General features: G+C 33.7%; 19 protein-coding genes and 1 riboswitch. Of the genes, 13 read left to right on the forward strand and 6 right to left on the reverse strand.

Annotated features, from left to right (window positions below; all coding sequences use genetic code 11):
• Positions 1-176 precede the first annotated feature (176 nt).
• Entirely contained in the window at positions 177-494 is a 318-nt protein-coding gene (locus tag BTM19_RS10145) for an immunoglobulin-like domain-containing protein (protein ID WP_029379100.1), read from the reverse strand.
• Positions 495-735: 241 nt separating this feature from the next.
• Here BTM19_RS10145 and BTM19_RS10150 point away from each other — a divergent pair, with 241 nt between their 5' ends.
• On the forward strand, positions 736-1,881 hold the full coding sequence (locus BTM19_RS10150; RefSeq protein WP_029379099.1) for a globin domain-containing protein: 1,146 nt from the start codon (positions 736-738) through the stop codon (positions 1,879-1,881).
• A 411-nt stretch (positions 1,882-2,292) separates the two neighbouring features.
• Here BTM19_RS10150 and folD read toward each other — a convergent pair whose 3' ends face one another.
• On the reverse strand, positions 2,293-3,150 hold the full coding sequence (gene folD, locus BTM19_RS10155; RefSeq protein ID WP_029379098.1) for a bifunctional methylenetetrahydrofolate dehydrogenase/methenyltetrahydrofolate cyclohydrolase FolD: 858 nt from the start codon (positions 3,148-3,150) through the stop codon (positions 2,293-2,295).
• A gap of 202 nt (positions 3,151-3,352) precedes the next feature.
• Here folD and purE point away from each other — a divergent pair, with 202 nt between their 5' ends.
• The 11 genes from purE to purD are packed head-to-tail and all read left to right on the forward strand — an operon-like array spanning position 3,353 to position 14,581.
• Positions 3,353-3,835 (forward strand): 5-(carboxyamino)imidazole ribonucleotide mutase, encoded by a 483-nt coding sequence (purE, locus tag BTM19_RS10160; protein WP_029379097.1) that lies wholly within the window; start codon positions 3,353-3,355, stop codon positions 3,833-3,835.
• Positions 3,822-4,955 carry a 5-(carboxyamino)imidazole ribonucleotide synthase gene (gene purK / locus BTM19_RS10165; protein ID WP_038678261.1) on the forward strand — a complete coding sequence of 378 codons (1,134 nt, stop codon included), beginning with the start codon at positions 3,822-3,824 and terminating at the stop codon, positions 4,953-4,955. The genes purE and purK overlap by 14 nt, the downstream gene beginning before the upstream one ends.
• Positions 4,955-5,656, forward strand: coding sequence for a phosphoribosylaminoimidazolesuccinocarboxamide synthase (purC, locus tag BTM19_RS10170; RefSeq protein ID WP_029379095.1), 702 nt, complete (start codon positions 4,955-4,957; stop codon positions 5,654-5,656). Before purK ends, purC begins: the two co-directional genes overlap by 1 nt.
• A gap of 2 nt (positions 5,657-5,658) precedes the next feature.
• Entirely contained in the window at positions 5,659-5,919 is a 261-nt protein-coding gene (gene purS, locus BTM19_RS10175; RefSeq protein ID WP_017724119.1) for a phosphoribosylformylglycinamidine synthase subunit PurS, read from the forward strand.
• Positions 5,919-6,590: a phosphoribosylformylglycinamidine synthase I gene (purQ, locus tag BTM19_RS10180; protein ID WP_099265851.1), complete on the forward strand. Its 672-nt coding sequence runs from the start codon at positions 5,919-5,921 to the stop codon at positions 6,588-6,590. The genes purS and purQ overlap by 1 nt, the downstream gene beginning before the upstream one ends.
• Complete coding sequence (gene purL, locus BTM19_RS10185; protein ID WP_029379093.1) at positions 6,583-8,772, forward strand: phosphoribosylformylglycinamidine synthase subunit PurL; 2,190 nt, start codon at positions 6,583-6,585, stop codon at positions 8,770-8,772. The genes purQ and purL overlap by 8 nt, the downstream gene beginning before the upstream one ends.
• On the forward strand, positions 8,751-10,238 hold the full coding sequence (purF, locus tag BTM19_RS10190; RefSeq protein WP_029379092.1) for an amidophosphoribosyltransferase: 1,488 nt from the start codon (positions 8,751-8,753) through the stop codon (positions 10,236-10,238). The genes purL and purF overlap by 22 nt, the downstream gene beginning before the upstream one ends.
• Positions 10,231-11,259: a phosphoribosylformylglycinamidine cyclo-ligase gene (gene purM / locus BTM19_RS10195; protein WP_029379091.1), complete on the forward strand. Its 1,029-nt coding sequence runs from the start codon at positions 10,231-10,233 to the stop codon at positions 11,257-11,259. Before purF ends, purM begins: the two co-directional genes overlap by 8 nt.
• 2 nt (positions 11,260-11,261) lie before the next feature.
• A complete protein-coding gene (gene purN / locus BTM19_RS10200; RefSeq protein WP_029379090.1) occupies positions 11,262-11,828 on the forward strand; it encodes a phosphoribosylglycinamide formyltransferase in 567 nt (188 codons plus the stop codon).
• Between the two features lie 15 nt (positions 11,829-11,843).
• A complete protein-coding gene (purH, locus tag BTM19_RS10205; RefSeq protein ID WP_029379089.1) occupies positions 11,844-13,322 on the forward strand; it encodes a bifunctional phosphoribosylaminoimidazolecarboxamide formyltransferase/IMP cyclohydrolase in 1,479 nt (492 codons plus the stop codon).
• Positions 13,323-13,342: 20 nt separating this feature from the next.
• Positions 13,343-14,581 (forward strand): phosphoribosylamine--glycine ligase, encoded by a 1,239-nt coding sequence (gene purD / locus BTM19_RS10210; RefSeq protein WP_029379088.1) that lies wholly within the window; start codon positions 13,343-13,345, stop codon positions 14,579-14,581.
• 108 nt (positions 14,582-14,689) lie between these two features.
• Here purD and BTM19_RS10215 read toward each other — a convergent pair whose 3' ends face one another.
• From BTM19_RS10215 to graF, 4 genes are all read right to left on the reverse strand, one after another.
• Positions 14,690-15,496, reverse strand: coding sequence for an energy-coupling factor transporter transmembrane component T family protein (locus BTM19_RS10215; RefSeq protein ID WP_029379087.1), 807 nt, complete (start codon positions 15,494-15,496; stop codon positions 14,690-14,692).
• Positions 15,489-16,898 carry an ABC transporter ATP-binding protein gene (locus tag BTM19_RS10220; RefSeq protein ID WP_029379086.1) on the reverse strand — a complete coding sequence of 470 codons (1,410 nt, stop codon included), beginning with the start codon at positions 16,896-16,898 and terminating at the stop codon, positions 15,489-15,491. Before BTM19_RS10220 ends, BTM19_RS10215 begins: the two co-directional genes overlap by 8 nt.
• 12 nt (positions 16,899-16,910) lie before the next feature.
• On the reverse strand, positions 16,911-17,486 hold the full coding sequence (locus BTM19_RS10225; protein WP_029379085.1) for an ECF transporter S component: 576 nt from the start codon (positions 17,484-17,486) through the stop codon (positions 16,911-16,913).
• An 80-nt stretch (positions 17,487-17,566) separates the two neighbouring features.
• Positions 17,567-17,668, reverse strand: a riboswitch (TPP riboswitch).
• 362 nt (positions 17,669-18,030) lie between these two features.
• On the reverse strand, positions 18,031-18,165 hold the full coding sequence (gene graF, locus BTM19_RS13100) for a glycopeptide resistance-associated protein GraF (protein WP_194185128.1): 135 nt from the start codon (positions 18,163-18,165) through the stop codon (positions 18,031-18,033).
• A 242-nt stretch (positions 18,166-18,407) separates the two neighbouring features.
• Between graF and auxA the strand changes: the two genes are divergently transcribed.
• The gene (auxA, locus tag BTM19_RS10230) at positions 18,408-19,709 is read left to right on the forward strand and encodes a lipoteichoic acid stability factor AuxA (protein WP_029379084.1); all 1,302 of its coding nucleotides are present in this window, start codon (positions 18,408-18,410) and stop codon (positions 19,707-19,709) included.
• Positions 19,710-19,732 lie beyond the last annotated feature (23 nt).

Here is a 19,732-nt window from a genome sequence, read left to right on the forward strand (position 1 = left end):
ATATTGTAAAATTAAAAGAAACCCAACAAACTCAACGTCTGGTGGGCTTTTAAAGATTTGTTAAAATTATGTGTACATTTTGTGAAAAGTGTCATATTTAAGACAATAAACCAAAATTACTCACAAAATAGTGATAAACATTATCATTTAGGGGTATATGTATTAAATTTGGAAAATCATTTTACTTCTATATAACGAATAGATTTATTAGTTGCGCCATCTGAATCTTCAACTTTATATTCAATCTTATATTTACCAGCTTTTTTGGTATTAATATTACCATCAACTGTGATTTTGTGTGTAAGATCTCCGTCTTCTTTATCATAAGCACGTACGCCATTTAATATATTGTAGTCGTCGCCTTTATCGATAATTGTATCATTAATTCCTTTAAGTTCTGGAATTGAATTGTCAGTAGCTTCTGCGCTTAAGTTAGGTGACACAAGCGTAGCAGATACACCTAATGCAGACAAAGATTGTATTAATTTATTCATTACGTAACCTCCGAACGCAAAACATTAATTTTATTAAATCTTACTATACTTTAATTTGCTACAATACACATCATACTATAGTCCTAATATATCTTATTTCTATAAATTTCATTGTAATTTCCGATTAAAATTATGTAAATTGAACTTTTTGTGAATTTTATCACATAAACCTTTTGCAATATTTAATTTTGTAATAAGATAAAAATGTAAAAAGGAGTAAATAAAATTAGGGGTTGATTAAATGTTGAATGAAAAAGAACGAGATATAATTAAAGAGACAGTTCCTGTATTACAACAAAAGGGAGAAGAAATCACATCATACTTCTACAATAGAATGTTTACCAGACACCCTGAGTTGAAGAATATGTTCAACCAGACTAATCAGAAAAAAGGTTTACAGTCTACTGCATTAGCACAAAGTGTACTAGCTGCAGCGGTTAATATCGATGATTTGACGCGGATCATGCCAGTTGTTAAAGAAATAGCTTATAAACACTGTGCGCTACAAGTGCCAGAAGCTGGGTATGATATAGTAGGAGAAAATTTGTTAGCAGCTATTCAAAATGTATTACATCTTCCAGAAGATGATGTGATTATTGCTACGTGGGCGAAAGCATACGGTGAAATAGCTTCAGTATTTATTAATGTAGAGAAAGATATTTATAATGAAATGGCTTGGGAGGGCTTTAAACCATTTGAAATTATCAATATAAAATCAATCACTTCAGATATAATAATGTTTACTGTTAAGTCAGATAAATATGATCTAAGTAAATTTGAAGCTGGACAATATATTACAGTTGATGTAGAAAGTGATAAATTGGAATATCGTGCCAAACGACACTATTCAATTATTGAAGGTAGTGAACATACATTAACTTTTGCTGTGAAAAGAGATGTAACAGATTCACATGAGGGAGAAGTATCGACGATTTTACATGATGAGATGCAAGTAGGTGGGACGATAGATTTGTCTGCTCCTGTAGGAGGATTTGGAATAGTTAATGGCACAGCGCCTCAGTTGTTTATAGGTTCAGGTATAGGGGTGACTCCATTAATTTCAATGTTTAATGAGTCTGCAAAATCAAATGTAAAAGCAGACTTTATTCAAAATGTTGAAAGTGTACAAGAGATCCCTTTTAACAGTAAAATAGAACACATTGCAAACAATAGTGATAATACGTCGTATATAATTCACGATAAACATAAAAGTGGATATATAGACGCAACTTATCTAAAGCAGTTTATTTCAACAGATACTGAAATTTACGTTTGCGGAGGAGTTAAATTCCTTCAATCAATTATTACTACATTGAAAGAAATAGGTATTGAAGAACAACGTATACATTTTGAATCATTTATTCCAAGATTAAGCGTAGGCGTATAACTGTAAATAATTAATATGCTTTACTGATGAAAAACTCTTTATAATCTTACTATTATAGATGTGCATGATTGCCAAAGGATTATGTGGTGCGATTCTGTAGTTTGTTCATTATTCATCTGGATTCTACAAGTTATAAACATCATAAAACAAATAAACGTCAATTTCTAAAATGTTCCAATAGAAATTGACGTTTATTTTTTAGGTAGAAAACTTTATGTCTCAACCTCTTTGTTTTTGTATTAGCAATAGTAGAAAGCCAAGGTAAGGCGTGTTTAAACGTTTCTTACAAACGCTTGACAATCAGTTGTAATTGCTATTCTAGTGAGTCTGTTCATTTATCCTGTTTTAATATGATCATAAATTAATGATGTTCATAGCTTATTAAGTAATCAACAGTCGTTAATTATTCGATTATTCAATACCTCTACGCATTTTTTCAGCTATTAGTGTATTGTTTAATACCATAGTTATTGTCATTGGGCCAACGCCACCAGGAACTGGAGTAATTGCACCAGCTACTTCTTTAACTTCATCATAAGCGATGTCGCCTTTTAATTTACCATTTTCATCTGGAGTATTACCAACATCTATTACGACTGCACCTTCTTTGACGTCATCTTTAGTTACTAGGCCTGGACGTCCCACTGCACTGACGATAACATCAGCATTTTTTAAGTGGCTATGCATATCTTTCGTTCTAGAATGTAAGATTGTAACAGTTGCATTTTTTTGAAGTAATAATTTAGAAACAGGTTGACCTACAATATGACTTCTGCCAATTACAACAGCTTCTTTACCTTCCAAATCAATATCAGCATGATTTAAAAGTTCCATGATTCCAAGTGGTGTACATGGTACAAAAGTTTGTTGGTCAATGTATAACTTACCGATATTTTCTGGATGAAAGCCGTCAACATCCTTAGCAGGATTTATAGACTCCAATATTTTTTGTTCGCTTACTTGTTCAGGTAATGGCACTTGAACTAATATACCACTGACACTATCATCTTCGTTTAAGCGTTTAAGCTCTTTCAATACATCTTCTTCAGATGTTGATTCATCTAAATGTACAATTTCAGAAATCATACCGATTTTTTCAGCAGCTTTCTTTTTTGAATTGACATAACTTTGGCTAGCACCATCATTACCTACTAAAATTACTGATAATTTAGGTGTGTAACCTTTAGATTGTAAAGCCTCAACTTGATCTTTGAGCCCTTGTCTGTAATCTTTAGCAATTTGTTTTCCGTCTAAAATCTTTGCGACCATAAAAATCCTCCTTATATGTATGAACTTTACTTAACATTAACACAAAAACTATAGCGATTAACACTCAAAAGACGTAAATTAATTACTTTTTTTTGGTTATAGTTCGATTTTTGATTGAAAAAGCATAGTTTAATTGTTATGCTATAACTGTAATATACATCTAATAGTAGTAACATTTCAAATTTCTGAAAGGGTGTTCGTTTTGAAAGTGGTAGTCATAATGGGTAGTTCGTCAGATTGGGAAACTATGAAAGAAAGTTGTTCTATGTTAGACCAATTGGAAATTCCGTATGATAAGAAAGTTGTTTCAGCACATCGTACGCCACAATTAATGGTTGATTTTTCTAAAGAAGCAAGAGCGAATGGTTATGATGTCATTATTGCAGGCGCAGGTGGTGCCGCTCATTTACCAGGTATGGTTGCATCGATGACAACATTACCAGTAATTGGTGTGCCAATTGAGTCAAAAAGTTTAAAAGGCTTAGATTCTTTATTATCAATTGTCCAAATGCCAGGAGGTATCCCTGTTGCTACTACAGCTATAGGTAAAGCTGGTGCTAAAAATGCAGGTGTATTAGCTGCAAGAATACTAAGTATTGGTAATCAATCAATCCAAAAGAATTTGGAAAATTATGAAAAATCATTGGTTCAGAAAGTGAGTGAAATGCAAGATGAACTTCAATAAATTAAAGTTCGGTTCAACAATCGGCATTATTGGTGGTGGCCAGTTAGGAAAGATGATGGCACAATCAGCTCAAAAGATGGGATATAAAGTGATCGTACTTGATCCTGACAAATCATGTCCATGCCAACATGTCGCACACGAATTTATCAATGCTGACTATGACGATCAAGAAGCATTGGAACAACTTGGTGAGTTATCTGATGTCATCACTTATGAATTTGAAAATATATCAGCAGATCAATTAAAGACACTTGTTTCAAAATATAATATTCCTCAAGGGTATCAAGCTATACAGCTACTTCAGGATCGATTGACTGAAAAGCAAACATTACAAGAAGCAGATTGCAAAATTGCATCATTTGTACAATTATCTGAGCCGGATGATTTGAACATTGCAATTGAAACAATTGGTTATCCTTTTATCGTGAAAACAAGATTTGGTGGCTATGATGGTAAGGGTCAAATATTAGTTAAGTCAACATCAGATATAGATGAAGCAAAAGCACTTGTAGAAAAACAAGAATGTGTTGCTGAACAATATTTGCAACTAGAGAAAGAAGTATCTCTAACAGTAACCATTGGTAGTGATAACCAAATAACGTATTTTCCACTGCAAGAAAATGAACATCAAAATCAAATTCTGTTTAAAACAATAGTACCTGCGCGTACAGAACATGAAAAAGAAGCAGAAGCTCGAAATGAAGTTGATAAAATAATCAAAAAAATACATTTCGTAGGTACTTTTACTGTGGAATTCTTTATAGATGGTGAAAATCGTTTATATGTAAATGAAATCGCACCTAGACCACATAATTCTGGGCATTACTCAATAGAGGCCTGTGATTTTTCACAATTTGATACACATATACTAGCAATTACTGGACAAAAGTTACCACCACAAATTGAATTATTGAAGCCAGCAATAATGATGAACTTATTAGGTAAAGATTTAGATGTATTAGAGGATCAATTTAGTGATCATGCTGAGTGGCATGTGCACATATATGGTAAAACATCTAGAAAACCAAATAGAAAAATGGGTCATTTAACAGTGTTGACTACTGACATAAATAGATACGAACAAATGCTACTTGATAAATTTGAAGGGAGATCTGAATAATGTCTTTATTATATGAAGGTAAAGCAAAAAGAATATTTTCAACTGGTGAAAATGATGTATTACGCGTTGAATACAAAGACGAAGTGACTGCAGGAAATGGTGCTAAAAAAGATTTGATAGAAGGGAAAGGGCGTTTAAATAACCAAATCACTTCTCACATTTTTAATTACTTAAAAGAAAAAGGCGTTAAAAGTCATTTTATCGAGCAGATATCTGAAACAGAACAACTCGTACAATCAGTTGAAATTATACCTTTAGAAGTAGTGGTAAGAAATATTGCTGCAGGGTCTATAACAAAAAGACTTGGTTTTGATAAAGGACATGAATTTGACGAACCGCTTGTTGAGTTCTTTTATAAAAATGATGATCTAAACGATCCATTAATTACTGAAGATCATATTAAGTTACTACATCTAGCTGAAGATAACGAAATTAATATATTAAAAGAAGCGGCAAAAGAAGTCAACGCAGTATTAGTTCAATTAATGAATGAAATGAACTTAAGATTAGTAGACTTCAAAATAGAGTTTGGCCGTACAACTGATGGTCAAATTTTATTAGCTGATGAAATTTCTCCAGATACATGTCGTATCTGGGATAAAGATAGCGATACAAATTTTGATAAAGATGTATATAGAGAAGATAGAGGATCAATCATTGAAACATATCAAACTTTTTTAAATAAACTGGAGGCTTTATAAAAATGAAAACAATTGAACTACACATCACATTACAACCACAAGTATTAGATACACAAGGACAAGCGTTAAACCGTGCGGTACATGATTTAGGTTATAAACAAGTTAATGATATTCGTGTTGGGAAAGTTTTATATATGACGGTCGATGAAGCTACAGATGCTGAAGTGCACAATGTGGTTACGACATTAAGTGAAAAACTATTTGCTAATACTGTAATTGAAGAATATAGCTATAAAGTATTGGAAGAAGGAGAGAAAGCATAATGAAATTTGCAGTGCTGAAATTTCCAGGGTCCAATTGTGATAGAGATATGTATAATGCGGCGATAAAGTCTGGTGTACAAGCAGAATATGTTGATTATAGAAACACTTCTTTAGATGGTTTTGATGGTGTGTTAATTCCAGGAGGTTTTTCATTTGGAGACTATCTGCGTTCGGGCGCAATGGCTAGTGTTGCACCAATTACTGAAGAAGTGAAAAGACTTGCATCAGAAGGTAAACCGGTATTAGGTGTTTGTAATGGATTTCAAATATTAACAGAAATAGGGCTATTACCTGGCGCGTTATTACATAATGACTCGCACTTGTTTGTCAGCCGTAACGAATCTTTAAAAGTTGTTAATAATCAAACAGCATTTACAAATTTATATGGTGAAAATGAAGTGGTAGTATACCCTGTTGCACATGGTGAAGGACACTATTACTGCACGCCAGATACGTATGAAGCTTTAGATCAAAACAATCAAATTATTTTAAAATATGTTGATAATCCAAATGGTTCATTTAATGATATCGCTGGTATTGTAAATGAACAGGGGAATGTCTGTGGTATGATGCCACATCCAGAACGCGCAATTGAGTCCATTTTAGGTACTGACAGTGGTGTGAAGTTATTTGAAGCAATGGTAAATAGTTGGAGGGAACAAAATGTCTAAGTTTATTGAACCAAGTGCAGAAGAAATTAAATTAGAACAGTTGTACAAAGATATGGGTTTAAGTGAAAAAGAATATGAAAAAGTTTGTGAAATTTTAGGTAAAGAACCTAATTTTACAGAAATAGGTATCTTCTCTGTAATGTGGAGCGAGCATTGTTCTTATAAACACTCTAAGCCATTCTTAACACAATTTCCAACTTCTGGTGAACATGTATTAATGGGACCGGGTGAAGGTGCCGGTGTTGTGGATATAGGTGATAATCAAGCTGTCGTATTTAAAGTAGAATCTCATAACCATCCATCTGCTGTAGAACCTTATCAAGGTGCAGCAACTGGTGTCGGCGGTATTATTAGAGACATCGTGTCTATTGGCGCAAGACCTATTAATTTATTAAACAGCTTACGCTTTGGTGAATTAACTGAAAAACAAAATCGCCGTTTATTACGTGGTGTGGTTGCTGGTATCGGTGGTTATGGTAACTGTATAGGTATTCCAACAACTGCTGGCGAGATAGAGTTTGATGATAGATATGATGGAAATCCTTTAGTAAATGCTATGTGTGTTGGTATCATCGATCATGATATGGTTCAAAAAGGTACAGCAAAAGGTGTAGGTAATTCAGTGATATACGTAGGACTAAAAACTGGCCGTGATGGAATTCATGGCGCTACTTTTGCTTCAGAAGAACTAAGTGAAGATAGTGAAAGTAAACGACCATCAGTACAAATTGGTGACCCATTTGTTGGTAAGAAACTTATGGAAGCAACATTAGAAGCGATTACGTTTGATGAACTTGTAGGTATACAAGATATGGGAGCTGCTGGTTTAACTTCATCTTCTTCAGAGATGGCTGCAAAAGGTGGTAGTGGTTTACATCTGCGTTTAGAACAAGTTCCAACTAGAGAAAAAGGTATATCACCATACGAAATGATGTTATCAGAAACACAAGAGCGTATGTTGCTTGTTGTTGAAAAAGGTACAGAACAAAAATTCTTAGACTTATTTGATAAACACGAATTAGATAGTGCTGTGATAGGTGAAGTAACGGATACAGATCGCTTTGTATTAACGTACGAAGATGAAGTGTTTGCAGATATTCCTGTACAACCTTTATCAGATGAAGCACCTGTTTATGTATTAGAAGGTGAAGCGCCAAACTATAATGAGAGTAAAAATGATTATAGCAAAGTGGATGTAGAGTCTGTATTTGATGAACTATTACAACATCCAACTATTGCATCTAAACGTTACTTATATGAACAATATGATCAACAAGTTGGTGCAAATACAATTGTGAAACCAGGGTTACAATCATCTGTAGTTCGAGTAGAAGGTACGAATAAAGCAATCGCTTCTACGATCGATGGTGAAGCGCGTTATGTATTTAACAACCCTTATGAGGGTGGAAAAATGGTTGTAGCAGAAGCATACCGCAATTTGATTTCTGTAGGTGCTACGCCTTTAGCAATGACTGACTGCCTAAACTATGGCTCACCAGAAAAGAAAGAAATTTATCAACAGCTAGCGGATTCAACGAAAGGTATGTCAGAAGCGTGTGAAGTATTAAGTACGCCAGTCGTATCAGGTAACGTATCACTTTATAATGAAACTAGAGAGACATCTATCTTCCCTACGCCAGTTGTAGGCATGGTCGGATTAATCGAAGACATCGATTATTTAAATGATTTCCAACCAAGTGCTGGCGACACTTTATATGTAGTAGGTGACACAAAAGATGACTTTGGTGGTAGCCAAGTTGAGAAATTACTTTATAAGAAAGTAAATCATGAATTTGAAGCGATTGATTTATCTAATGAAGTACAAAAGGGTGAATCTATTAAACAAGTGATTCGTAATGGTGTTGCATCACATGTTCAAACCGTTGGAAAAGGCGGATTATTGTTGACTTTAGCACGTATGAGCGCACATTACCAACTTGGATTAAACGTACAATTAAACGTAACGAACGCGCAATTATTTAGTGAAACACAAGGGCGCTATATTGTTGCAGTAAAAGAAGGACAAACGTTAGAAATTGAAAATGCTGTAGAAATTGGTCAGTTAACAAATGATGGTCAATTTAAAGTAGCTAATGATGAGGTTCAAGTAACACGTGATGTTCAAAACCTTACTGATATATGGGAAGGAGCAATACCTAAATGTATGACAGCAACGGACTAAATGAAGAATGTGGTGTATTTGGAATTTGGGATCATCCTGAATCTGCACAATTAACTTATATGGGCTTACACAGTTTACAACATCGTGGGCAAGAAGGTGCTGGTATAGTATGCTCTGATGGTGAAAAGTTAATTGGTGAACGTGGTTTAGGATTGTTAACAGAAGCAATCTCTGATATTCAACTTGAAACTTTCAAATCATACCAGCATGCTATTGGTCATGTGAGATACGCAACATCTGGTAATAAAGGTATTGAAAATATCCAACCGTTTTTATACCACTTTTATGATATGAGTGTTGCAGTTTGTCATAATGGAAATCTGATAAACGCACAAAGTTTAAAGCGTTCATTAGAACATCAGGGGTCTATTTTTCATTCATCATCGGATACAGAAGTTATCATGCATTTAATTAGAAGAAGTAAAGCGCCGACCTTTGAAGACGCATTCCAAGAAAGCTTGAGAAAGATAAAAGGTGGATTTACTTTTGCTATTTTAACTAAAGATGCATTATATGGTGCAGTTGATCCTAATGCAATTAGACCATTAGCTGTAGGTAAGATGAAAAACGGTTCTTACATGATTGCGAGTGAAACATGTGCGATTGATGTATTAGGTGCTGAATTTGTACGCGATATTCATGCAGGAGAATACGTTGTGATTAATGACGAAGGTATTAGAGTAGAGTCATACACGAGACACACGACGACAGCTATTTCTGCTATGGAATATATTTACTTTGCTAGACCTGATTCTACAATTGCTGGTAAAAATGTTCACGCTGTTAGAAAGCAATCTGGGAAGCAACTAGCTAAAGAAAGTCCAGCTAACAACGCAGATATGGTCATTGGAGTGCCGAACTCCTCATTATCTGCTGCTTCTGGTTACGCAGAAGAAAGTGGGCTACCTTATGAAATGGGCCTAGTTAAAAACCAATACGTTGCACGTACATTTATACAACCGACCCAAGAATTACGTGAACAAGGTGTACGCGTAAAATTATCAGCGGTTAAGGATATTGTTCAAGATAAAAATATCGTACTTGTAGATGATTCAATTGTTCGAGGTACAACTAGTAGACGCATCGTGCAAATGTTGAAAGATGCTGGTGCAAGAGAAGTACATGTACGCATCGCGTCGCCTGAGTTTATGTTCCCGAGCTTTTATGGTATCGACGTTTCGACAACAGCTGAACTTATTTCTGCCAACAAATCGCCAGAAGAAATAAGCGAACATATTGGTGCAGATTCGTTAGCTTATCTATCGGTTGATGGATTGATCGATTCCATCGGACTTGAAGTAGATGCACCATACAGTGGATTATGTGTAGAAAGTTTTACTGGTGACTATCCAGCAGGACTTTATGACTATGAAGAAGATTATATAGCACATCTAAGTGACCGCCAAAAAGCATATATAGCAGATCATAAACAATTCTTTGATAGAGAGGGTAATTTAAATGTCTAAAGCATATCAACAAGCCGGTGTAGATATTAATGCAGGTTATGAAGCAGTAAATCGTATGTCTAGTCACGTTAAGAGAACAATGCGTAAAGAAGTACTTGGTGGTTTAGGTGGCTTTGGGGCAACATTTGACCTATCACAATTAAACATGAAAGAACCATTACTCGTTTCAGGTACAGACGGAGTAGGTACAAAATTAAAATTAGCAATAGATAACGATAAACATGACACAATTGGTATTGATGCCGTTGCAATGTGCGTCAATGATATTTTAACTACAGGTGCTGAACCACTGTATTTCTTAGATTATATTGCAACACATAAAGTTGTCCCAGAAGTCATCGAACAAATTGTCAAAGGGGTAAGTGACGGTTGTGAAGAGACACATACTGCTTTAATTGGTGGAGAAACTGCAGAGATGGGTGAAATGTATCACGAAGGTGAATATGATTTGGCAGGATTTGCTGTAGGTGCTGTTGAAAAAAGTGAATATATTGATGGTTCTTCCGTAAAGCCAGGTCAAGTTATCTTAGGACTTGAATCTAGTGGTATTCATTCCAATGGTTACAGCTTAGTGAGAAAATTAATCGAAAAATCTAAAATTGATTTACAAGATAACTACAATGATGAACAAACATATTTAGAAGCGTTTTTAGAACCAACAAGATTATATGTTACTCCAGTATTAGCTGTTAAAGAAGCTGTTAACATTCATGCTATGACACACATTACAGGCGGTGGATTTTATGAAAATATTCCTAGAGCATTACCAGAGGGTGTCACTGCCAAAATAGACGTAACTAAATTCCCGACATTACCAATTTTTGATTGGTTGCAACAACAAGGAGAAATTGAAACTGAAGAAATGTACAATATTTTTAATATGGGTATTGGTTTTACGCTTGTCGTAGATGAGGCCCAAGTACAAACGACTTTAGATATACTAAAAAAACAAAATGTAAATGCTTATGCAATTGGAGAAATCGTTGAAGGCGAAGAACCAATTCAATTAACGGGGGTATAAAAGTGACCAAAATAGCTATTTTTGCGTCAGGGTCAGGTAGTAATTTTGAGAGTATAATGACACAAATTGAGCAAGGTAATCTTCCTCATATTGAAGTGACAGCATTGTACACAGATCAAGTGAGTGCACATTGTATTGAACGTGCTAGGAAATACAATCTAGATGTACATATTAACGAATTGAAAAACTTTGATTCTAAAGCAGACTACGAACGGAAAATTATAGAGTGGCTTACTTCAGAAAAAGTTGAATGGATAGTCTTAGCAGGCTATATGAAATTAATTGGCGAAAATATTTTGAAAGCCTATGATAAAAGGATTTTAAATATTCATCCATCCTTATTACCTAAATACAAAGGTAAAGATGCGGTGGGGCAAGCACTAGCAAGTGGTGACGACATAACGGGTACAACGGTACATTATGTCGATAGTGGGATGGATACAGGAGAAATTATCGAACAAAGAACATGTGATATATACCCGGACGATACTAAAGCTGATTTAGAAGAGCGAATAAAAGCATTAGAACATGAATTATACCCAGCAGTCATTTCAAAAATCATTCAATAAGAGGTGCAAGTAATAATGAAGAAAGCAATTTTAAGTGTGTCTAACAAAACAGGGATTGTAGCGTTTGCGCAATCACTTACAAAAAATGGTTATGAATTATATTCAACAGGTGGAACGATGCGTGCAATCGCAGAAGCGGGCGTACCTGTAAAATCTATTTCTGACTTAACGCAATTTGAAGAAATTATGGATGGCAGAGTTAAGACGTTACATCCATCGGTGCATGGTGGTATTTTAGCAGATCGTGATAAACCTGAACACTTAGAACAATTAAAAGAACAACAAATTGATTTAATAGATATGGTCGTGGTGAATCTTTACCCATTTAAAGAAACGGTTGCTAATCCAAATGTTACAGATGATGACGCGATTGAAAATATAGATATTGGTGGTCCTACAATGTTACGTGCAGCAGCTAAGAACTATAAACACGTAACAACAGTAGTTCACCCTGCTGATTATAATGAAATCATAAATAGATTAAAAGAAGACCAGTTAGATGAAGATTATCGTAAATCATTAATGATTAAAGTATTTGAACATACAAATGAATATGATGCTGCAATTGTCGATTATTTTAAAGATAATAAAGAAAGTTTACGTTATGGTGAAAACCCACAACAGTCTGCATATTTTGTACGTACTTCGGATGCATCACATACACTTGCCGGTGCTAAGCAATTACACGGTAAACAATTAAGTTATAATAATATTAAAGATGCTGACGCTGCTTTATCACTTGTTAAACAGTTTGAACAACCAGCAGCAGTTGCTGTGAAACATATGAATCCTTGTGGCGTTGGCGTTGCTAGTTCAATTGATGAAGCTTACCAACATGCCTTTGAAGCTGACAGCCAATCTATCTTTGGTGGTATTGTAGCTTTAAATAGAACAGTTGAAAAATCATTAGCTGAAACATTGCATGGTATTTTCCTAGAAGTTATTATTGCACCAAAATTCACGCAAGAAGCTTTAGATGTTTTAAGTCAAAAGAAAAATATTAGATTATTAGAAATTGATATGACTATTGATAATAGTGAACAAGAAGTTGTATCAGTCTCAGGTGGTTACTTAGTACAAGATAAAGACAATGTAGCTTTGAAACGTGAAGAAATGAATGTCGTAACTGATGTTGAACCTACAGAAGCACAATGGGATGCGATGTTACTAGGGTGGAAAGTAGTTGCTTCAGTTAAAAGTAATGCAATTATATTAAGTAACGCCAAACAAACTGTGGGTATTGGTGCAGGACAAATGAACCGTGTTGGCTCAGCGCAAATCGCTATTGATCGTGCGATTGAAATTAACGACGATGTAGCAATGATTTCCGATGGTTTCTTCCCAATGGATGATACTGTTGAGCTAGCTGCTAAATCAGGCATTAAAGCGATTATTCAACCAGGTGGTTCAATTAAAGACCAAGCATCTATTGATATGGCAAATAAACACGGTATTGCTATGGTAACTACAGGCGTTAGACACTTTAAACATTAATAATGGAGGCCATATATTATATGAAAGTACTTGTAATTGGTGCAGGTGGTAGAGAACATGTTTTAGCACATAAATTAAGTCAATCACCTCTCGTTAATGAAATACATGCTATCCCAGGTAATGATGCAATGGCAGATGTAGCGATAATCCATACGGAAATAGCTGAAACTGATCATGAAAAAATAGTGGCATTTGCACAACAACATGAAATAGCGTGGACGATTATTGGGCCAGAACTACCACTAACAGAAGGTTTAACTGATAAATTACAAGCAGCAGATGTCAAAGTGTTTGGTCCAAATCAAGCTGCTGCGCAAATAGAAGGTTCAAAATTATTTGCAAAACAATTAATGGAAAAATATAAAATACCAACGGCAGAATACAAAGAAATTACTAATAAACAGAGTGCCTTACAATATATTGCATCTTGTGAATATCCTGTTGTATTAAAGAAAGATGGGTTAGCTGCTGGTAAAGGTGTTATTATTGCAAATAATTATGAAGAAGCACAAGCAGGTGTAGAAACTTTATATCCTGAAGAAAAGGGTGTTGTTGTATTTGAACAATTCCTTGAAGGCGAAGAATTTTCACTTATGACTATGGTTAATGGTGACTACGCAGTACCATTTGATTGTATTGCGCAAGATCATAAACGTGCATACGATAATGATCAAGGCCCAAACACAGGTGGGATGGGTGCTTATTGTCCAGTACCTCATATTGATGAATCAATCTTGAAACGTACTAACGACGAAATTGCTCAACCAATTGCCAAAGCTATGGTCCAAGAAGGGTATTCATTTTTTGGTGTGCTTTATATAGGCGCAATTATTACAGCAGACGGTCCAAAAGTAATAGAATTTAATGCTCGTTTTGGTGATCCTGAAGCACAAGTACTACTCACACGTATGGAGAGCGACTTGATGCAACATATAATTGATTTAGAAGAAAAAGCGCCTATCAATTTCGAATGGAAAGATAATGCGGTTGTAGGTGTTATGTTAGCTTCAAAAGGTTATCCAGGACAATATGAAAAAGGGCATCGAGTATCAGGGTTTAATTTAAATGGAGATTACTTTATAAGTGGTTTAAAGAAAGAAAATGATGAGTATGTTACTTCGGGCGGTCGTGTCATATTAGCATTAGGCGAAGGTGAAAATATTGCTGAAGCTAAATTTAATGCCTATGAAGCGGTCGACAAAATAGAAAGCGATGGTCTTTTCTATCGTAAAGATATTAGTAATAAAGCAATAAAATAGTTAAAAGTTTATCATGAAATTAAAAAGCGATTGGACAAAGTGGTTTAAATTTTGTCCAATCGCTTTTCTTTTTGGATAATATGTCTACTTAAAAAGTGGTTAATCCTTTTAATAAATATCTGTTACACGTATATCTTCAATGCCAGTAATGGGAATGTATTGAGCTAATAAATAAGCACTTAATAACATGATACCCATTACTAAAATTAATAGAAAATCTTTATACGAGAAAGGCGCATAATAATAATATGTTCTTGGACCATCTTTAAATCCATTTTTTTCCATTGCTACAGATAGCTGATGTGCTTTACGAATATTTTGGCTTAACAAAGGAATTAATAAATGTTTTAATTTTTTAAAGCCACGATAATTTTGTGCGTTAATTAACTGATAACGCATTTTTAATGATTTTCTAAGTTGTATTAATGAAATGAACATAAGTGGAACCATACGAATTGCTGCCATAAAGGCATAAGCAACTTTAGGTTTTACTTTTAAGTGTTGCATTAAACTGTAAAAAACTAAAACAATCTGAGAAGTGAAAGCAATTAAAACCCCGAAAAATGAGATGGTAGTCGTACGCATGGCTAAATGTAAGCCACGATATAAACTCTCTGAAGTAATATGGATAAAACCAAATTGGAATAGTGTGTGCGTACCATCACCATAAAAAATCATAAACAACGCAGATATGAGGCTGAATAGCATTGTTAAAATAACAAAAGTTAAAGTGATTTTTAATTGCAAACCATTAAAAGCCAACAAAAATAGTAGCATCAAGCATACAATGTAGAGCATGAAATCAAATTGATGAACAAATATAACAAAGAAAAATAAAATAATAGCGATTGCTAACTTAGTAATTATATTTACATCATCTACAAAAGTATAATGTTTCTTCCAAATATCAAACATAAGAATCACCGGCCATTTCTTCTATGACGTGATGTGATAAATGTAGTCTTCGTGTTGGATAACGAGATATAATTTCTGAATCGTGTGTAACCATAACAATAGTCTGACCACTTGCTACACGTTGTTGAAATAATTTTATTAAATTAAATGTATTATGACTATCGAGGCCGAATGTAGGCTCATCAAGTAATATGAAATCAGATGATGAACTTAGTGCGATTGCAACACTTAAACGTCTTTTTTGACCTATTGAAAGTTCATAAGGATGTTGAGACTTTACTGATAACAAGTTAAGCGTTTCTAACATCGCTTCAGTCTGCGTCTCAGCTTCTTGTTTAGAATTAAATTTATTTCTATATTGAATATAAATTTCATCATAAACGGAGGAGGTAATGAATTGTAACTCTGGATTTTGATAAACTAAATACATATATTTAGCGGCTACTTTAATTTTATTGAAAGGCCGATGATTCACTAACATACGTCCTTCATATTTAATTAATTGCATCATTGATTCGAGTAATGATGTTTTTCCAGAGCCATTTGCGCCTGTAATTGTAATCCATTCTCCAGTACCTACATTTAATTGAGATATATTAACAAGATTTCGCTTACCACGTTTTATAGTTACATTATCAAATTCAAGGTCTAAGTTTGCGCTACCACTATTGAAATGCATAGTTGGTGGGGCATATTGCCATGCGTTCGGGTGCCAAACACCATATTCTGTTAACAAATCTTCATGTTCATTCAAGATTTCCTCGGGCGTGTTATCGGCAATGATGTCACCCTCATAATTTAATAAGATGACACGATCCATATGTTGCCATATATGATTCACTTTGTGTTCGACAATAATAACTGTTTGATCTTGCCACAGGGCTTTGATTTTACCCCATAATTCTGCAGTAGATTCAACATCTAACATTGCGGTAGGTTCATCTAAAAATAAGGTGTTCGATTGTTGTAATATCGTTTCGGCAATTGCTAGTTTCTGCTTCATACCACCGCTTAGTTGATTAATGTATTGGTTTTTATCAACTTTTAAATCGACGGCTTTTAATGCGTTATCTATACGTTCATCCATTTCGTGGCGAGGAATTTGTTGATTTTCTAAAACAAAAGCTAATTCTTCGTCAACTTTAGGCATACAAAATTGACTATCTGGATCTTGGAATATAACACTACTAGAATCATCGATAATCAATTCATCATATTTGATAGGTAAATCAATAAGGTTTGGTACAATGCCACTTAATACATTTAACAAAGTGCTTTTGCCAGAACCTGATGGACCTAGTAAAAGTACTTTTTCGTTTTCGTTGATTTGAAGTGATAAATTATCAAATATCTTTCTCTTACCGTTTGGATATTTTAATCGTAAATTTTTTGTAGCTATCAACGTGATTGCTCCTTATAAATTATCATAGTCACTTGCTGAAGCAGGTCTAAACAATTTGGTTACGCCCGTTTGATCCAATGCTTTTACAATATAGTAGGAAATTAGGCCGGCAACGACGATACCACTTATAAGTCTGAAGCCAATATATAACGTTAGATTCCAACCTGCAATTTCACCTAAATAACCATAAGCAAAGTCTAAAGGTAATGTTGAAATAGAAGCTAAGAGTCCAGCGAGCATTGCAATCATTGCTGAACGAGATTTATATTTGAAAATAGCAAATACAATTTCACAGGCTACACCTTGTAATAAGGCATAGACCATAGTTGCTATATCAAAACGGCCCATGACAATAGTTTCACCGGCACCAGCAGCAAATTCAGCTAAAATTGCAATACCAGCTTTAGGAATAATTAGGTATGCAACGATAGCAGCCATGAACCAAGCACCATATGTTAATTCTTCAAAATGTAATCCTGTAACTTGTAACGCTTTATACACAAAATTCCATATGTTGTAAATAACTGCAAAAACAACAGCAATTAATACAGTCACTAGAATTTCTGAAAGCTTTAATCCTTTTGACATTAAAACGCCTCCTAATATAAAAAACGCACAACCTTCTAGAAAGTTGCGCGTTAAAATATAGGCATACAAATACCTGAAAATAGGTGATTAGTACACTTTCCTACGCTAGTTTCATCTAGATCAGGTTCAAAGGGTTTGAGGGTATACCTCATCTCAGTCACAAAACACCCCTAGTGCGAATGATAATTTTAAATTTAACTATAATGTATGACTTTTGTGGGATAATGTCAAGACTGTCCATTAAATTTAATATATAATGTATGTACTTTACTGCCATTAGAGCTAATAATTCTATCATTTAATCAAGGTGCTCATATAAGACGAAGATGAGCTATTATATTAATACACATCTTATCGCATTGCATTTTAATATATAATGTTTTCATCTAGAAATATTGTTTTAAAGCATATCATATCTATACTAATGAAATGACATTGAAAAATCACATAAGAAGGTGAGGGTAGAGCATAATTATGCTCTACCCTCACTTGTCGAATTTACATTTATATTTTAAAGCACGTGATACTTATATTATTGAAACATTTAGTCTAATGAATCTTGTACATTCTTTTTAGTTTCTTCTGTACTATCATCAGCTTTTTCTTTCTTATCTTTTAATTTATCTTCCGCTTCTTTTGCTTGTTCTGCGGCTTTTTTGTTTAATTCTTCTTTACTCATAGATTAAACACTCCTTTTAAACTATATGGCTTGTATAATATATACATACCACAACATAAAAAAATCAAACAAAACTAGTGATTTAAATTTTAGTCTTAGTTATAATCAATTTATTGTTTAAATGTATGATATAAGTGGAAAGTTGACTATACATCGATTTATATCATACTATGGACGTATTTATTAAATTCTTAAAGACAAGAACTAAATGTTAATATATAATAACTTTTGAGGTGAATGGTATGTCTTTTTTGAAGAAACACGCTGAGATATTGTATAGTTATATTATAGGCATCGTTTCGCTTTTCACAGGTCTCATCATTTTAATTAATTTACCTTTAATTGATAAATTAAATAACAAGGGTAAAATTGACTTACATATTCATAATGTATGGGATTTTATAAACGCATTCTTTGGTGAAATAATTAGAGTAATAAGCAATTATATTGGGAATTTCCCAGTAATTAGTGCCATTATAATCATTTTATTCGGTATTGGTGTTATTTTGCTTGGTTTCACTCTATTTAGAACAACAAGATACGACTATGATATTTCAATATTCTTTTTAGTTGTTGGTATATTGTTCTTTATTATCACGTTAATATTAATGACTCAAGTTTATAGCTTCTTTGCTATTATTTTCGTAATACCATTTGTAATTCACATTGGTTACATCGTTTATAAGGATGAGTTAAATACAGATCATAGAAAATACCATTATCTTTGGATTATTTTCAGTTATGGTATTAGTTATTTACTCACGCAAATTGTGCTATACGGAAGAATTGATAGTGATGAAATTATACCGATTGATATTTTAAGTGTGAACACATTTTTCATAATCATGTGGTTACTAGGTCAAATGTCAATTTGGAACTTTTTATTCTTAAGAAGATCCCTTCCACTAACTAAGCAAGAACTTGGTGAAGAAGAACCGGAATTATCTAGAACAAGTAAAGGCACAGTAACAAATCAAACGAAAGAAACGTGGAAAAACATACAAGATAAAACGACAGAATTTACTAGGAAGACACGTAGAAGTGTAGATATTCAAAAAGCAAGAGATAAAAAAGATAAATTCATTACGAAGTGGAAAGAAAAAATTGATATTCAAGAGGATGATATTCCTAATTGGATGAAAATACCAAAATGGGTAAAATCAGCGTATGTAGAATTATTTTGTGGCGCAGTCCTATTGTTTTTTACTTTAATTGAATTTAACAATAGAAATTCATTGTTTGTGTCTGGCAATTGGGAGATTTCTCAAACACAATACGTAATTGAGTGGATAACATTGCTGCTGTTAATGTTTATCATCATTATTTATATATTAACGACATTAACAAATTTCTTGAAAGATAGATTTTACTATTTACAACTATTCATGGTCAGTTTATTATTTTTCAAATTACTAACTGAATTTGTGAATATTATGGTACATGGCTTATTACTATCAATTTTCATAACACCAATATTACTAATTATGTTAATTGCTATTGTAGTAGCTTTTGTAATGAAATTACGTGAACCAAGTAAATATTAATGCACTAGGACATTGAAGCAGAT

Origin of the sequence: Staphylococcus xylosus (assembly GCF_002732165.1) — a bacterium.
GTDB lineage: Bacteria > Bacillota > Bacilli > Staphylococcales > Staphylococcaceae > Staphylococcus > Staphylococcus xylosus.

Excerpts from the sequence above, each read along its gene's own strand:
- purC (WP_029379095.1), top strand. The coding sequence starts at position 4,955 with ATGTCTTTATTATATGAAGGTAAAGCAAAAAGAATATTTTCAACTGGT.
- purM (WP_029379091.1), top strand. The coding sequence starts at position 10,231 with ATGTCTAAAGCATATCAACAAGCCGGTGTAGATATTAATGCAGGTTAT.
- purK (WP_038678261.1), top strand. The coding sequence starts at position 3,822 with ATGAACTTCAATAAATTAAAGTTCGGTTCAACAATCGGCATTATTGGT.
- folD (WP_029379098.1), bottom strand. The coding sequence starts at position 3,150 with ATGGTCGCAAAGATTTTAGACGGAAAACAAATTGCTAAAGATTACAGA.
- BTM19_RS10215 (WP_029379087.1), bottom strand. The coding sequence starts at position 15,496 with ATGTTTGATATTTGGAAGAAACATTATACTTTTGTAGATGATGTAAAT.
- purF (WP_029379092.1), top strand. The coding sequence starts at position 8,751 with ATGTATGACAGCAACGGACTAAATGAAGAATGTGGTGTATTTGGAATT.
- purD (WP_029379088.1), top strand. The coding sequence starts at position 13,343 with ATGAAAGTACTTGTAATTGGTGCAGGTGGTAGAGAACATGTTTTAGCA.
- BTM19_RS10150 (WP_029379099.1), top strand. The coding sequence starts at position 736 with ATGTTGAATGAAAAAGAACGAGATATAATTAAAGAGACAGTTCCTGTA.
- purQ (WP_099265851.1), top strand. The coding sequence starts at position 5,919 with ATGAAATTTGCAGTGCTGAAATTTCCAGGGTCCAATTGTGATAGAGAT.
- purH (WP_029379089.1), top strand. The coding sequence starts at position 11,844 with ATGAAGAAAGCAATTTTAAGTGTGTCTAACAAAACAGGGATTGTAGCG.
- auxA (WP_029379084.1), top strand. The coding sequence starts at position 18,408 with ATGTCTTTTTTGAAGAAACACGCTGAGATATTGTATAGTTATATTATA.
- BTM19_RS10225 (WP_029379085.1), bottom strand. The coding sequence starts at position 17,486 with ATGTCAAAAGGATTAAAGCTTTCAGAAATTCTAGTGACTGTATTAATT.
- purS (WP_017724119.1), top strand. The coding sequence starts at position 5,659 with ATGAAAACAATTGAACTACACATCACATTACAACCACAAGTATTAGAT.
- purL (WP_029379093.1), top strand. The coding sequence starts at position 6,583 with ATGTCTAAGTTTATTGAACCAAGTGCAGAAGAAATTAAATTAGAACAG.
- BTM19_RS10145 (WP_029379100.1), bottom strand. The coding sequence starts at position 494 with ATGAATAAATTAATACAATCTTTGTCTGCATTAGGTGTATCTGCTACG.
- graF (WP_194185128.1), bottom strand. The coding sequence starts at position 18,165 with ATGAGTAAAGAAGAATTAAACAAAAAAGCCGCAGAACAAGCAAAAGAA.